Here is a 15,570-nt window from a genome sequence, read left to right as displayed (position 1 = left end):
GCGACCCTCCGGGACGGACGGTGGTGCGCGACCGACCGCTCACGACCGCCGGGCCGCACGACCGACCGCTCGTCCCGTTTCCCGCTCGTCGACGGACCGCTGACCCGGTGACCTGCGAGAACCGTCCGCTCGTCTCGCGGGCGGAGGGAGACCTCCGCCACTGACAGCATCGTCGGGACCCCTCGGCGCCACCGCCTCGGACCGAGCTGAAGCGGCCGTTCGGGCGATGGATAGTGGTGGGCATCCGCCGCGGAGCGAGCCGCTCCGTGGCTCGAGGAGGTGGAGACGGTGACGCTGCTGCAGACCCGGCCGGACGACCCGAGTGTGGTGGACCTCGGGGCCGGCACCGGCCCGCAGTGGTTGGACGCCTGGCTCGCCGAGCACACCGCCGACGTCGTCGGCTGGCGCCGCGCGATCCACGCCCACCCCGAGCTGGCCCGCGCCGAGCGGATGACCACCGAGCTGTGCGCGAACGTGCTGCGCTCCGCCGGGCTACGGCCGCGTCTGCTGCCCGGCACCGGGCTGGTGTGCGACATCGGGTCCGGGCCGCGCACGATCGCGTTGCGCGCCGACATGGACGCCCTGCCGCTGCACGAGCAGTCCGACCTCCCGTTCGCCTCGCGCACGCCCGGCATCGCGCACATGTGCGGGCACGACGCCCACACCGCCGTCCTGCTCGGGGCGGGCGTCGCCCTCGCCTCCGTCGCCGACCGGCTGCCCGGGCGGGTCCGGCTGGTCTTCCAGCCCGCGGAGGAGGTGCAGCCGGGCGGGGCGCTCGAGGTCATCGCCGCCGACGGGCTCGCCGACGTCGACCGCATCTTCGCCCTGCACTGCGACCCGCGGCTCGAGGTCGGCCGCGTGGGCACGCGCGTCGGGCCGATCACCTCGGCCTGCGACATGCTCGAGCTGCGCCTCACCTCGCCGGGCGGGCACACGTCCCGGCCGCACCTGACGGCCGACCTCGTGCACGCGCTCGGCACCGTCATCACCGGCCTGCCGGACCTGCTGTCGCGCCGCATCGATCCGCGCTCGGGCACCGTGCTGGTGTGGGGTCAGGTCGACGCCGGGCACGCCGCGAACGCGGTGCCCGAGGTCGGCACGCTCTCCGGGACGCTGCGCACCGCCCAGCACCAGACGTGGAACGAGCTCGAGCCGCTGGTCCGCCAGCTCGTGACGGCGCTGCTCGCGCCCACCGGCGTCGGCTACGTGCTGGAGCACCGCCGCGGTGTGCCGCCCGTGGTCAACGACCCCGTGTCGGCCGACCTGCTGGCGCGGGCCGCCGAGCGGGCGGTCGGGCCGGGCGCGGCGACCGACACCGAGCAGTCGTCGGGCGGCGAGGACTTCGGCTGGTACCTCGAGCACGTGCCGGGCGCGATGGGCCGGCTAGGCGTCTGGTCCGGCGAGGGCCCGCAGTCCGACATCCACCAGCCCACCTTCCGGCTCGACGAGCGGGCGTTGCCGGTCGGCGTGCGGACCATGGTGCAGGCGGCGCTGCTGTCGCTGGAGGGCTGAGCACGGTCCCCGTGCCAGCAATGCGTCACTGCTTGCACCCAGTGACAGGAAAGGCGGCTTCGTCGCCCGGCCTGCCATACGCCGTCCGGGCGACGGGTCGCGGGGCCCGGCGAGGCTGTCGGTGGGGTGTTGCACGATGACTCCCGTGACCGCTCCCGCACCCGCGCAGCTGCCGCCCGTCCCGAGCCGCATCGCCTCCGAGCTGGAGGTCGGCGAGGGGCAGGTCCGGTCGGCGATCGAGCTGCTCGACGGCGGGGCCACGGTCCCGTTCGTCGCCCGGTACCGCAAGGAGGCCACGGGCGGGCTGGACGACGCCCAGCTGCGCACGCTGCACGAGCGCCTGGGCTACCTGCGCGAGCTCGAGGAGCGGCGCACGGCGGTCATCGACTCGGTGCGCGAGCAGGGCAAGCTCACCGACGAGCTGCACGCCCAGCTGCTCGGCGCGGAGACGAAGAGCCGGCTCGAGGACGTCTACCTGCCCTACAAGCCGAAGCGCCGGACGAAGGCGATGATCGCCCGGGAGGCCGGGCTCGAGCCGCTCGCCGACGGCCTGCTGGGCGACCCGACCGTCGAGCCGCGGGCCGCGGCCGCCGCGTTCGTCGACCCGGAGCGCGGCGTGGCCGACGCCGACGCCGCGCTCGAGGGGGCGCGGGCCATCCTCGTCGAGCGCCTCGCGGAGGACGCCGACCTGGTCGGTGAACTGCGCGAGCGGATGTGGACGCGCGGACGCCTCACCGCGGTGGTGCGCGAGGGCAAGGCCGACGACGCCGACGCGGCCAAGTTCTCCGACTACTTCGCCTTCGACGAGCCCTTCACCCGGCTCCCCTCGCACCGGATCCTCGCTCTCCTGCGCGGGGAGACCGAGGAGGTCCTCCAGCTCACCTTCGACCCGTGCTCGCACGACGACGACGGCGACACCTCCGCCTACGAGGGACGCATCGCCGCGGTCGCCGGGATCGCCGACCGCGGCCGCCCCGCCGACTCCTGGCTGCTCGGCGTCGCGCGCTGGGCCTGGCGCACCCGCATCTCGTCGCGTCTCGCCGTCGACCTGCGCGTCCGCCTGCGGGAGGTCGCCGAGGAGGGCGCGGTCGGCGTGTTCGCCGGCAACCTGCGCGACCTGCTGCTCGCCGCCCCGGCCGGCGCCCGGCCGACGATGGGCCTCGACCCGGGGCTGCGCACCGGGGTGAAGGTCGCCGTGGTCGACGGCACCGGCAAGGTCGTCGCGTACGACACGATCTACCCGCACGTGCCCCGCAACCAGTGGGACGCCTCGCTGGCCACCCTCGCGAAGCTGGCGGCCGAGCACCGGGTGGAACTGGTCGCGATCGGCAACGGCACCGCGAGCCGGGAGACGCACAAGCTCGCCGTCGAGCTCGCGAAGCTCCGGACCGGCCTGATCCCGGCGATGGTGTCCGAGGCCGGGGCGTCGGTCTACTCGGCGTCCGAGGAGGCGTCGAAGGAGCTGCCCGACCTCGACGTGTCCATCCGCGGCGCGGTCTCCATCGCGCGCCGCCTCCAGGACCCGCTCGCCGAGCTGGTCAAGATCGACCCGAAGTCGATCGGCGTCGGTCAGTACCAGCACGACGTGTCCGGCACGCTGCTGTCCCGGTCGCTCGACGGCGTCGTCGAGGACTGCGTGAACGCGGTCGGGGTCGACGTGAACACGGCCTCGGCGCCGCTGCTGCGTCGCGTGTCGGGCATCTCGAGCGGGCTCGCCACCACGATCGTCGGGTTCCGCGACGAGCACGGTCCGTTCGCGTCCCGGACGGCGCTCACCAAGGTGCCGCGCCTCGGCGCGAAGGCGTTCGAGCAGTGCGCGGGCTTCCTGCGCATCCCCGACGCCACCGACCCGCTCGACCGCTCGGGCGTCCATCCTGAGGCCTACCCGGTGGTGCGGCGGATCGTCGAGCGGACGGGCACCGACGTCGCCTCGCTGGTCGGCAACTCGTCGCTGCTCGGGCGTCTCGACCCGAAGGACTTCACCGACGACACGTTCGGCGTCCCCACCGTCACCGACATCATCGCCGAGCTCGACAAGCCGGGCCGGGACCCGCGCCCGGCCTTCGAGACGGCCACGTTCGCCGAGGGCGTCGAGAAGATCACCGACCTGAACCCCGGCATGGTCCTGGAGGGCGTCGTCACCAACGTCGCCGCCTTCGGGGCGTTCGTCGACGTCGGCGTGCACCAGGACGGGCTCGTGCACATCTCGGCGATGTCCAAGGAGTTCGTGTCCGACCCGCGCGCGGTCGTCGGTCCGGGTGACGTGGTGCGGGTGAAGGTGCTCGAGGTCGACGTGCCCCGCAAGCGCATCTCGCTGACGCTGCGGCTCGACGACGAGCCCGGGGCCGGCTCGGGCGGCAAGGGCGCCCGCGAGGCGGGCGCTCCCCGGGGTGGCCAGCAGCGGGGTGGTCAGCAGCGGGGTGGCTCGCCGGGCCGAGGTGGCCAACAGGGCCAGCAGCGCGGCGGGCAGGGCCAGCAGCGCGGCGGGCAGTCGAAGGGCCGCGGCAACGACCGCGACCGGCGGCCTGCTCCCGGCGGCGCCATGGCCGACGCCCTGCGCCGGGCGGGTTTCGACAAGTAGCCCGTCGCGCGGGGCGGGGCCGGCCGTCGTCCCGCGAGAGGCACGAAGGGCAGCTTCCGCGGCCCGGGAACCTGCCTCGTGTGCACCTCGCGGGCGGCCCCGGGGAGAGGTGCGTCCGCGAGAGGTACACAGCGCACGTTCCAGGGCCCGGCGACCTGCCTGGTGGACACCTCGCGAGGCCAGGAGCCCTACATCGAGGCGGAGCCGGGCCCCACGGAGCGGCAGGGTCGTTCGCGCAGCGCCTGGACGTAGTCGTCGGGAGCGCCCGCGGCCTCGGCCGCATCGGAGAGGACCCCGATGTAGCGCGCGGACGGCAGCCCGCCCTCGTAGGCGTCGAGCACGTAGACCCACGCCAGCTGCGGACCCTCCATGGTCTGCACCCGCAGGCGGAGCTTCTTGTGCATCCCGAGCTCACCGCCCTCCCAGCGGTCGAGCTGGTCGACGTCGAGGGGGCTGACGTCGTAGAGCACCACGAACACCCGCGACGACGGGTCCTCGACGACGGTGGAGAGCGCGCCCTCCCAGCCGAGGTCCTCGCCCCCGAACGTCAGCCGCCAGCCCTCGAGCCAGCCGGTGCCCGAGACAGGCGAGTGGGGCGCGCGTTGCATCATCTGCGCGGGATCCATGTTCGACCCGTACGCGGCGTAGAGCGGCACGGCGCACAGGGTAGCCAGGAGTGCGCCGTTCGTTGTCGACGGTCGAGCCGGAGGGCACACCGCGTCCGCTGAACGGGCACCCGACGCAACGGGCAGGATGGGACCTGTCCGGTCAACCCGGCAGCACCACCACGCAGCCACCACGCAGCAACACGGAGGGACGTCACACCCATGACGCGCATCGTGATCCTCGGCGGCGGACCCGCCGGGTACGAGGCCGCCCTGGTCGCCGCGCAGCACGAGGCCTCCGTCGTGCTGGTCGAGGAGGACAGCGTGGGCGGCTACTGCGTCGCCTACGACTGCGTCCCCTCCAAGACCTTCATCGCCTCGGCCGGCGTCCGTGCCGGGTTCCGGCGCAACGCCGACATGGGCATCGAGGTCGACGAGGACGAGGCGGTCGTCGATCTGCCGCGGGTCAACAGCCGGGTCAAGGGTCTCGCCCTCGCCCAGTCCGGCGACATCAAGGCGACGCTGCAGCGCGCCGGCGTCCGCGTGGTCGACGGCCGGGGCCGCTTCCGCGCCGCGTCCGGCAACAGCGCCACGCACGACATCGAGATCACCCCGTCGAACGGGTCGGCATCCGAGGTCGTCACCGCCGACGTCGCCCTGATCGCCACCGGCGCGTCGCCGCGGGTGCTGCCCGACGCGGTGCCCGACGGGAAGCGCATCCTCACCTGGCGCCAGCTCTACGACCTCCAGGAGCTGCCCGAGCACCTCGTCGTCGTCGGCTCCGGCGTCACCGGCGCCGAGTTCGTGTCCGCCTACGCCGAGCTCGGCGTCCCGGTCACGCTGATCTCCAGCCGCGACCGGGTGCTGCCGCACGAGGACCCGGACGCGGCGGCGACGTTGGAGGAGGTCTTCACCGAGCGCGGGGTCACCATCGAGCCCCGCTCGCGGGCCGACAAGGTCGTCGCCACCGCGGACGGCGTCCGCGTCACGCTCTCCGACGGCCGCGAGGTCACCGGGTCGCACGCGCTGATGACGGTCGGCTCGATCCCGAACACCGGCGACCTCGGGTGCGACGAGGTGGGGCTGGAGCTGCGCGAGTCCGGCCACATCACCGTCGACCGCGTGTCGCGGACCTCGGTGCCGGGCGTCTACGCCGCGGGCGACTGCACCGGGCTGCTGCCGCTCGCGTCGGTCGCGGCCATGCAGGGCCGGATCGCGATGTGGCACGCGCTGGGGGAGGGCGTCGCGCCGCTGCGGCTCAAGACCGTCGCGTCGGCGGTGTTCACCCGGCCCGAGGTGGCGACGGTCGGGATCGGGCACAAGCAGGTCGAGTCCGGGGAGTTCGCCGCCCGCGAGGTGCTCCTGCCACTCGGGACCAATCCGCGCGCCAAGATGCAGGGCCTCGACCGGGGCTTCGTCAAGATCTTCTGCCGGCCGGCCACCGGCGTCGTCATCGGCGGCGTGATCGTCGCCCCGGTGGCGAGCGAACTGGTGCTCCCGCTGGCGATGGCGGTGCAGAACAACCTCACGGTGGACGACCTCGCCCACACGTTCTCGATCTACCCGTCGCTCTCGGGCTCGGTGACCGAGGCGGGCCGTCGGCTCATGCAGCACGACGACCTGGATTAGAGGTGCGCTGCGCGCCTGTGAGTACTAATCCGTGCCGGAGCACGGATTAGTACTCACAGGGCCGTAGGCCACCTACGCCCAGTCGAAGGTGCGCGTGACGGCCTTCTTCCACTCCGCGTAGAGCCGGTCGCGCTCGCCCGGGTCCATGTTCGGCTCCCAGACCTTGTCCTGCGCCCAGTTGTCCCGGATGTCCTGCTCGGACCCCCAGAACCCGACCGCGAGGCCGGCCGCGTAGGCCGCGCCGAGCGCCGTCGTCTCCGAGACCACCGGGCGCACGACCTCGACGCCCAGCAGGTCGGCCTGGAACTGCATGAGCACCTCGTTGCCGACCATGCCGCCGTCGACCTTGAGCGTGGTCAGCGGCACGCCGGAGTCGGCGTTCATGGCGTCGATGACCTCGCGGGTCTGGAACGCCGTGGCCTCCAGCACCGCACGGGCGATGTGGCCCTTGTTGACGTAGCGCGTCAGGCCGACGATCACGCCGCGCGCGTCGGCGCGCCAGTACGGGGCGAACAGCCCGGAGAAGGCGGGGACCACGTAGGCCCCGCCGTTGTCCTCGACCGACTTCGCGAGGTCCTCGATCTCCGGCGCGGAGGCGATCATCCCGAGGTTGTCGCGCAGCCACTGCACCAGCGATCCGGTGACGGCGATCGAGCCCTCGAGCGCGTACACCTGCGGCTGGTCGCCGATCTTGTAGCAGACCGTGGTGAGCAGGCCGTTCTTCGACTCGACCTTCTCGGTGCCCGTGTTGAGCAGCACGAAGTTGCCGGTGCCGTAGGTGTTCTTGGCCTCGCCGACCGACAGGCAGGCCTGCCCGAAGGTCGCCGCCTGCTGGTCGCCGAGGATGCCGGAGACCGGGACGTCGCGGAACGTGCCGCGGGCGCGGATGTTGCCGTAGGTCTCCGACGACGACCGGATCTCCGGCAGCATCGCCATCGGCACCCCGATCTCCTCGCAGAGCTCCGGGTCCCACTCCAGGGTGTCGATGTTCATCAGCAGGGTGCGCGACGCGTTCGTCGGGTCGGTGACGTGCAGGCCGCCCTCGATGCCCCCGGTCGCGTTCCACAGCACCCAGGTGTCCATCGTCCCGAAGGCCAGCTCGCCGCGCTCCGCCCGCTCCCGGGCCCCCTCGACGTGGTCGAGGATCCAGCGTGCCTTCGGCCCGGCGAAGTACGTGGCGAGGGGCAGGCCGGTCTTCGCGCGGTAGCGCTCCGCGCCGCCGCCGAGCGCCCCGAGCTCGTCGCAGATGGCCTGGGTGCGGGTGTCCTGCCAGACGATCGCGTTGTAGATCGGCTCGCCGGTGGCCTTGTCCCAGACGACGGTGGTCTCGCGCTGGTTGGTGATCCCGACGGCCGCGATGCTCGACGCGTCGAGGTCGGCGCGGGCGAGGGCGCCGCCGCAGACCTGGCGCGTGTTGCCCCAGATCTCGGCCGCGTCGTGCTCCACCCAGCCGGCCTTCGGGAAGATCTGCTGGTGCTCGAGCTGGTCGACGGCGACGACCCGCCCGGAGTGGTCGAAGATCATGCATCGCGTGGACGTGGTGCCCTGGTCGATCGCCGCGACGTACTGGGTCATCGAGCGTGCTCCTGTTCTCCGGTCCGTGGGGGACGCGATCGTGTCAGCTGTAGGTGGGCACGACGAGGGACACGAGGGCCGCGAGCGCGGCGCCGAGGAACGGCCCGACGATCGGGACCCACGAGTAGCCCCAGTCGGCGGTGCCCTTGCCGGGGATCGGCAGGACGGCGTACGCCGCCCGGGGGCCGAGGTCACGGGCGGGGTTGATGGCGTAGCCGGTCGGCCCGCCGAGGGCCGCGCCGATCCCGACGACGAGCGCCGTGACGGCCGCGTAGTTGGCGGGGGAGTCGTAGGGCGCCTGCAGCAGGAAGAGCAGCAGCACGAACGTCGCGATCGTCTCGCTGACCAGGTTCCAGACCGGCTTCTTGATCGGCGGGTTGGTCGCGAAGATCCCGACGGTCTCCTCGTTGTGCTCCCGGTTGCCGTCGAACTGCAGCTTGTAGAGCAACCAGGCGAGCCCGGCGCCGACGAAGGCCCCGAGGAACTGCCCGATCAGGTAGAACGGCACGTCCGCCCACGGCGTCTTCCCGGCGATCGCGAGGCCGAGGGTGACCGCGGGGTTGATGTGTCCGCCGGTCGGGTTCGCGATGCTCGCGCCCGCGAAGACACCGACCCCCCAGCCGATGACGATCAGCACCCACGGTGCCGTGTCCCCGTCCTGGTTGGACCGCGGCAGGATCACGTTCGCGACCACGCCGACGCCGAACAGGAGCAGCGTGGCCGTTCCGAGGAACTCCCACAGGATGATCTCTCCGCCGCTGAGGACCGGAGTCACGTCGACCTCCCCCGTCGTGCCCTCGACGCAGCCCGGGTCGGCGTCGACGAGCGCGGCGGACGCTAGTCGCGCACGTCACATGTGTCTATGGTCTTGGATCGGGACGAAAGCGCTTTCCCGACGACGCCGCGCTCACCCTGCCGGGGCCGCGCGCGCGGGTAGCGTGGACGGTGCCGTCGCGGGGGACCCTGGGGGTGTTGCCGCAGGTGGCGACGGGGGAGTGCCCGTTGCACCGCACGGAGCAGAGGCCTGACACCGAACGTACGAGGAGGCCCGACGTGGCTGCCAAGTCCGCCGACAACGGTGCGAGCGAGCCCACGGCGGCCGCCACGCCCGAGGCCGAGTCGCTGGACGCCGTGACCGAGCCCGCGCGCCTCGGTCCCGGCGAGCGCGAGCGGTCATGGGACCGGCTGCAGAACGAACTGTTCGACGTCGTCGTCGTGGGGGGCGGCGTGGTCGGGGTGGGCGCCGCGCTGGACGCCGCGACCCGGGGCCTCTCGGTCGCCCTGGTCGAGGCCCGGGACCTCGCCGCGGGCACGTCCAGCCGGTCGTCGAAGCTGTTCCACGGCGGTCTGCGTTACCTCGAGCAGCTCGACTTCGGGCTGGTCCGCGAGGCGCTGTTCGAGCGCGAGCTGAACATGACGCGGCTGGCGCCGCACCTGATCAAGCCGGTGCCGTTCCTGTACCCGCTGACCCACCACGTGTGGGAGCGGCCGTACGTCACGGCCGGCATCACGCTCTACGACACGATGGGCGGCAAGAGCTCGCTGCCCAAGCAGAAGCAGCTGACCCGTTCGGGGGCGCTGCGGATGGCGCCGGCCCTCAAGCGGGACGCGCTGGTCGGGGCGGTGCGCTACTACGACGCGCAGGCCGACGACGCCCGCCACACGATGATGGTGGGTCGCACCGCCGCGCAGTACGGCGCCGTGGTGCGCACGTCGACGCAGGTCGTCGACTTCATCCACGAGGTGGACCGGATCGCCGGGGTGCGGGTCCGCGACGTCGAGACCGGACGCGAGACCGACGTCCGCGCCCACGTCGTCGTGAACTGCACCGGCGTGTGGACCGACCAGATGCAGCACGCCGCGGGCACCCGCGGCCGGTTCAAGGTGAACGCGTCGAAGGGCGTCCACTTCCTGGTCGCCCGGGACAAGATCCCCTCGGACGTGGGCATGATCCTGCGGACCGAGAAGTCCGTGCTGTTCGTCATCCCGTGGCGCAACCACTGGATCGTCGGCACCACCGACACGTCCTGGCGGCTCGACCTCGCCCACCCGGCCGCCACCCGGCACGACCTCGACTACCTGCTCGAGCACATCAACCGGGTGCTGGTGACGCCGCTGTCGCACGACGACATCGAGGGCGTCTACGCCGGGCTGCGGCCCCTGCTCGCGGGCGAGAGCGAGGAGACCTCGAAGCTCTCGCGCGAGCACGCCGTGTCGCGGGTGATGCCGGGCATGGTGTCGATCGCGGGTGGCAAGTACACGACCTACCGCGTGATGGCCAAGGACGCGCTCGACCTCGCCGTGCAGGACATCCCCGCCCGCGTGGCCCCGTCGATCACCGACCGGGTGCCGCTCATCGGCGCCGACGGCTACTTCGCGCTGGTCAACCAGGCCGAGCACATCGGGCGCACCTACGACCTGCACCCGCACCGCGTGCGGCACCTGCTCGACCGCTACGGCTCGCTGCTGCACGGCCTGCTCGCGATGACCGAGGACGACCCGTCGCTGCGCGAGCCCGTGCCGGGGTCCCCGGACTACCTGCGCGTGGAGATCGCGTACGCCGTCGCCTACGAGGGCGCGCTGCACCTCGACGACGTCCTCACCCGACGCACCCGCATCTCCATCGAGTACGCCCACCGCGGCATCGACTCGGCCGAGTCGGTGGCCGCCCAGATGGCGCCGCTGCTCGGGTGGAGCGCCGAGACCCGTGACGAGGAGGTCCGCTCCTACGTGGAGCGGGTCGAGGCGGAACGGCGCTCGCAGTCGGTGGAGTCCGACGAGGAGGCCGACAAGCTCCGTCTCGCGGCGCCCGACCCCCGGCGCGAGCAGCTCGCCCCGCTCGGCACGGGCTGAGCCCCGGCGCCACGCCGCGAGGGTGACGCCAGGCAGCTCACCGGGCCGGGGAGCGTGCCTGGTGTGAACCTCGCGGTCTCCGCCCATCAGGCAGAACGGCCCCCCACCCCAGTCGGGTGGGGGGCCGTTCGGCGTGTCGGGGATCAGCCGCGCAGCGGCGCCGGGGTCCGGGCGTCCTCGGCGAGCGGCTCGGAGCCGATGAGCTCCACGTCGTGGCGCAGCTCCGGCGTGTGGCGACCCGCCACCACCCGGTCGGCGCGCGGCGCGTGCCCCGGCGCGCTGATCACCACGAGCCACGCGCCCGAGCCCGGCAGCGACAGGTCGTACGACCCGCCCACCGTCTCGGCGCGGCCGTGCTGGACGCCGTGCTCGTCGACCAGCGTCACGATCGCCTCGCCGTCGCGGGACAGCACGACCCGGCCGACGACGCGATGCGTCCCCGTCGACGAGCCGTTCGAGGTCCCGTTCGACGACCCGTCGCCCCGCGCCGCCGCGACCGGCAGCGGACCCGTGGCCGGAGCGGTCTCGGCCCGCTCGTCCTCACGCGCCTCCGCGATCCCGGCGGCCGTGTCGGACGCATCGATCGCGCCCCCGGCGTCGGCCGGCTCCGCCCGGGGGTCGGCCTCCGGGGCGTCGGCCGCCGTCTCGACGTCGGACGTCCTCGGGAGCCGGCGCGGCAGGAAGAGCGACACGATCAGGGCGAGCACCCCGACGACACCGGCCGCCATGAAGCCCGTCCGCAGCCCCTGCGCGTCGGGGGAGCCGCCCGCCGTCGCCGAGGCGATCGCCGAGATCGTCACGAACGCGGCCGTGCCGAACGCCCCGGCGACCTGCTGGAGCGTCGCGAGGATCGCGCTGCCGTGGGAGTACAGCGGCCCGGGCAGGACCGCGAGCGACGACGTCATCAGCGGCGTCATCATCAGGCCGAGACCGGCCATCAGGACGACGTGGATGACGATGACCATCCACAGCGGCGACGTGGCCCCGAGCGAGGCGAAGCCCCACAGCGAGGCCGCCATCATCGCGGCGCCGGGGATGACGAGCGGGCGGGCCCCGAAGCGGTCGAACATGGCCCCGACCGGCCGGCCCAGCAGCCCGAGCACGAGACCGCCCGGCAGCACGGCGAGCCCGGTGACGAACGTGCCCTGGTTCAGCACCGTCTGCAGGTAGAGCGGCAGGAGGATCGCGGCCGCACCGAGCAGCGCCATGAACAGCAGCGCCGCGAGGATCAGCGACACCACGAAGGTGCGGTGCGTGAACGGCCGCAGGTCGAGCAGCGCCGCCTGCCGCTTCTGCAGGGCGAGCTGACGCAGCACGAACAGCACGAGGCTGACCGCGCCGATCACCAGCGGGATCCACGGCGCCACGTGCGGCCCGGAGCCGCCGGACTCCCCGATCGCGGAGAACCCGTACAGGATGCCGCCGAAGCCGACGGCCGAGAGCAGCACCGAGAGCACGTCGAGCGGGACCGACCGGGTCTGCGAGGGCAGCCGCATGAGGACGGCGCCCAGCAGGAGGGCCAGCACGGCCAGCGGCAGGACGATCCAGAACATCCACCGCCAGCCCAGCGACGCGAGCACCGCGCCGCCGATCGTCGGCCCGATGGCCGGCGCCACGGCGATGACGATCGAGATCGTGCCCATCATCGAGCCGCGCCGGTTCTCCGGCACGAGCCGCATCACCGACGTCATCAGCAGCGGGATGACCAGGGCGGTGCCGCACGCCTGCACCACGCGGCCCGTGAGCAGGACGCCGAAGCCGGGGGCCAGCGCGCTGATCAACGTGCCGAGGCTGAACAGGGTCAGCGAGGCGAGGAAGACCTGGCGCGGGGTGAAGCGCTCGAGCAGGAAGCCCGTCGTCGGGATGACGACGGCCATCGTGAGCAGGAACCCGCTGGTGAGCCACTGCACCGTGGTGGTGGAGACGCCGAGGTCCCGCGTGAGGTCGTTCAGCGCGACCGACAGGATCGTCTCGTTGAGGATCATGACGAACGCGGAGACGACGAGGACCGCGATCACCACCCCGGCGCGGGTGCTCCCGGGGTCGGGGGCGGACGGGTCGTCCGTCGCCGTCGGGGCGTCCGGTGTGGTCGGAGCCGTGGCCATGGGGTGACGCACCTTTCGGTGGGTGGAGCGAGGAGGCTGCGCTGACTCCAGAGAACCACGGACCCCTGACAACCTCCGACCGCTTTACGCCCGGACGGGGCGGGGGTCCGCCGTGGACCGAATTATCCGCCGTGTCGGTGGCCGAGGTACGCGAGGACCCCGATCGCCACCGGGACGAGCAGGAAGATCTGCGGGAACCGCAGACCGGTCACGAGGAACAGCACCAGCGCGATCGCCGGGGCGAGCGCCGAGAGCAGTCCCGCGTGCCGCCCCAGCCGGGCGCCGATCGGCGCCACCAGCTCCGGCAGGTCGTCGCGGGCCGCGGCGGCCGCCGGGGGCGGCGGAGGGGCGGCGGACCGCCCGCCCACCGGCACCGACCCGTCGTCGGGAACGGACCGGGGGAAGGCCGGGTGCGGGGCCGGGAGGTCGTCGAACAACCCGTCGAGCTCCGAGCGGAACCGCGCGGTCGAGGCGACGGCCGAGCGCTCGGCGTACTCGCCCGGCTCGAGCCGACCCTCGCGCAGGTGCTCGTCGAGCGCGGCCATCGCGAGCTCGCGCTCACGGTTGCCGATCCGCAGTTCGCCCACCCCGTCCAGGGTAGGCGGACCGCGACGATGTGGCTTTCCTGGCGCTGGGTGCAAGCAGTGACGCTTTGCTTGCACCGGGAACGGGGCTAGTCGGCGATCTCGCAGATCACCGCGCCCTGGTTGACCGACGCGCCCGCCTCGACCGACAGGCCGGTCACGGTGCCGCCCTTGTGCGCGGTCACGGGGTTCTCCATCTTCATCGCCTCGACGACGACGATCTGGTCGCCCGCGGAGACGGTGTCGCCCTCGGAGACCGCGACCTTCACGACGGTGCCCTGCATCGGCGAGGTCACGGCGTCGCCGGAGACCTTCGCGCCGCCGCCGGAGCGCTTGCGCGACTTCTTCTTCGTCGCCGGCGCGGCCGCGCCGCCGCCCCCGCCACCGATCGCGAGGTCACCGGGCAGGGACACCTCGAGGCGCTTGCCACCGACCTCGACGACGACGGTCTGCCGCGGCGCGACCTCGTCCTCGTCGTCGCCGGCCCCGTCGGCCACGTACGGCTCGACGGTGTTGTCCCACTCGGTCTCGATCCACCGGGTGTGCACGGTGAACGAGGACCCGCCCTCGGGCGCGGTGAACGCGGGGTCGGTGACGACGAGGCGGTGGAACGGGATGACCGTCGGGAGGCCCTCGACGACGATCTCGTCCAGGGCGCGCCGGGAACGCTCGAGGGCCTGCTGCCGGTCCTCGCCGGTGACGATCAGCTTGCCGACCATCGAGTCGAAGTTGCCGCCGATGACCGAGCCGTTCTCGACGCCGGCGTCCACGCGGACGCCCGGGCCGGAGGGGGCGACGAAGCGGGTGACGGTGCCCGGCGCCGGGAGGAAGCCGCGGCCGGCGTCCTCGCCGTTGAGCCGGAACTCGATCGAGTGCCCGCGCGGCTCCGGGTCCTGCTTGATCCGCAGCTCCTCGCCGTTGGCGATCCGGAACTGCTCGCGCACGAGGTCGAGGCCGGAGGTCTCCTCGGAGACCGGGTGCTCGACCTGCAGACGGGTGTTGACCTCGAGGAACGAGATCGTGCCGTCCTCGCCGACGAGGAACTCGACCGTGCCCGCACCGGAGTAGCCGGCCTCGAGGCAGATGTCGCGCGCGGAGGTGTGGATGCGCTTGCGCTGCTCGTCGGACAGGAACGGCGCGGGGGCCTCCTCGACGAGCTTCTGGTGGCGGCGCTGCAGCGAGCAGTCGCGGGTCCCGACGACGATGCAGTTGCCGTGCTGGTCGGCGAGCACCTGCGCCTCGACGTGGCGGGGCCGGTCGAGGTAGCGCTCGACGAACGACTCGCCGCGCCCGAACGCCGAGACGGCCTCGCGGACGGCGGCGTCGAACATGTCGGCGATCTCGTCGCGCTCACGGGCGACGCGCATGCCGCGCCCGCCGCCGCCGAACGCGGCCTTGATGGCCACCGGCAGGCCGTGCTCGTCGGCGAACGCGATGACCTCGTCGGCGTCGGCGACCGGGTCCTTGGTGCCGGGCACCAGCGGCGCCCCGGCGCGCTCGGCGATCTTGCGGGCGGTGACCTTGTCACCGAGGTCGCGGATGGCCTGCGGCGACGGCCCGATCCAGATCAGCCCGGCGTCGATCACGGCCTGGGCGAAGTCGGAGTTCTCCGAGAGGAACCCGTAGCCGGGGTGGATGCCGTTCGCGCCGGACTGCTTCGCGGCGTCGATGATCTTCTCGATGTTCAGGTAGGAGTCCGCGGCGGACTCCCCGCCCAGCCCGAACGCCTGGTCCGCGATCCGCACGTGCGGCGCGTCGCGGTCCGGGTCCGCGTACACCGCGACGCTCGTCAGGCCCGCGTCCTTGCACGCCCGCGCCACACGCACGGCGATCTCGCCTCGGTTGGCGATGAGCACGGTGTGCAGGGCGTCCTGCTGAGCCTGCGGAGCCATCGGAGGAGCCTCCCGGGGGACGGTCGCGTCGTTGCGGTGGTGGGGGTCGGGCGCAGTGTAGGGCTGCCGCGCACCGAAGATCGATCGAGTCGCACGGGAACGGTCCGGCGTGACCGTTCTCGGGGACTCTCCCGCACCTCACGGTCCCGCGACACCGCGTCGTGCGTGGTCATGGCCACAGCGACCGTCCCGACGACGGGTGCTGACCGGCGCGGCGCGCCCGGTCGCTACCGT

General features: G+C 73.1%; 9 protein-coding genes and 1 pseudogene. 4 read left to right on the top strand and 6 right to left on the bottom strand.

Features of this window, described 5'->3' with window-relative positions; translation table 11 throughout:
- The first annotated feature begins 288 nt into the window (after positions 1-288).
- Together ACQPYX_RS23880 and ACQPYX_RS23875 are read left to right on the top strand one after the other, a co-directional pair.
- Positions 289-1,512: an amidohydrolase gene (locus ACQPYX_RS23880; protein ID WP_433799744.1), complete on the top strand. Its 1,224-nt coding sequence runs from the start codon at positions 289-291 to the stop codon at positions 1,510-1,512.
- 145 nt (positions 1,513-1,657) lie between these two features.
- Positions 1,658-4,093, top strand: a complete 2,436-nt coding sequence (locus ACQPYX_RS23875) for a Tex family protein (RefSeq protein WP_433799743.1) — start codon at positions 1,658-1,660, stop codon at positions 4,091-4,093.
- A 188-nt stretch (positions 4,094-4,281) separates the two neighbouring features.
- On the opposite strand, the gene ACQPYX_RS23870 is transcribed toward ACQPYX_RS23875, so the two are convergent.
- Positions 4,282-4,749: a gamma-glutamylcyclotransferase gene (locus tag ACQPYX_RS23870; protein ID WP_433799742.1), complete on the bottom strand. Its 468-nt coding sequence runs from the start codon at positions 4,747-4,749 to the stop codon at positions 4,282-4,284.
- Between the two features lie 171 nt (positions 4,750-4,920).
- On the opposite strand from ACQPYX_RS23870, the gene ACQPYX_RS23865 reads away from it, so the two are divergent.
- On the top strand, positions 4,921-6,327 hold the full coding sequence (locus ACQPYX_RS23865) for an NAD(P)H-quinone dehydrogenase (RefSeq protein ID WP_433799741.1): 1,407 nt from the start codon (positions 4,921-4,923) through the stop codon (positions 6,325-6,327).
- Positions 6,328-6,399: 72 nt separating this feature from the next.
- On the opposite strand, the gene glpK is transcribed toward ACQPYX_RS23865, so the two are convergent.
- Positions 6,400-7,902: a glycerol kinase GlpK gene (gene glpK / locus ACQPYX_RS23860; protein WP_433799740.1), complete on the bottom strand. Its 1,503-nt coding sequence runs from the start codon at positions 7,900-7,902 to the stop codon at positions 6,400-6,402.
- Between the two features lie 43 nt (positions 7,903-7,945).
- Positions 7,946-8,677: an MIP/aquaporin family protein gene (locus ACQPYX_RS23855; RefSeq protein WP_433799739.1), complete on the bottom strand. Its 732-nt coding sequence runs from the start codon at positions 8,675-8,677 to the stop codon at positions 7,946-7,948.
- Between the two features lie 347 nt (positions 8,678-9,024).
- Here ACQPYX_RS23855 and ACQPYX_RS23850 point away from each other — a divergent pair, with 347 nt between their 5' ends.
- Positions 9,025-10,755 (top strand): glycerol-3-phosphate dehydrogenase/oxidase, encoded by a 1,731-nt coding sequence (locus tag ACQPYX_RS23850; protein WP_433803795.1) that lies wholly within the window; start codon positions 9,025-9,027, stop codon positions 10,753-10,755.
- 671 nt (positions 10,756-11,426) lie between these two features.
- Here the strand turns inward: ACQPYX_RS23850 and ACQPYX_RS23845 are convergent.
- The 3 genes and pseudogenes from ACQPYX_RS23845 to ACQPYX_RS23835 all read right to left on the bottom strand — a co-directional run.
- Positions 11,427-12,860, bottom strand: a pseudogene (locus ACQPYX_RS23845) (DHA2 family efflux MFS transporter permease subunit); the annotation flags it as partial.
- A gap of 122 nt (positions 12,861-12,982) precedes the next feature.
- Positions 12,983-13,447, bottom strand: a complete 465-nt coding sequence (locus ACQPYX_RS23840; RefSeq protein WP_433799738.1) for a DUF1707 SHOCT-like domain-containing protein — start codon at positions 13,445-13,447, stop codon at positions 12,983-12,985.
- An 86-nt stretch (positions 13,448-13,533) separates the two neighbouring features.
- The gene (locus ACQPYX_RS23835; protein ID WP_433799737.1) at positions 13,534-15,336 is read right to left on the bottom strand and encodes an acetyl/propionyl/methylcrotonyl-CoA carboxylase subunit alpha; all 1,803 of its coding nucleotides are present in this window, start codon (positions 15,334-15,336) and stop codon (positions 13,534-13,536) included.
- Positions 15,337-15,570 lie beyond the last annotated feature (234 nt).

Source organism: Actinomycetospora sp. CA-084318 (genome assembly GCF_050955885.1).
GTDB lineage: Bacteria > Actinomycetota > Actinomycetes > Mycobacteriales > Pseudonocardiaceae > Actinomycetospora.
The sequence above is the reverse complement of the archived record's forward strand: the minus strand, read 5'-3'. Positions and strand labels throughout refer to the sequence as shown.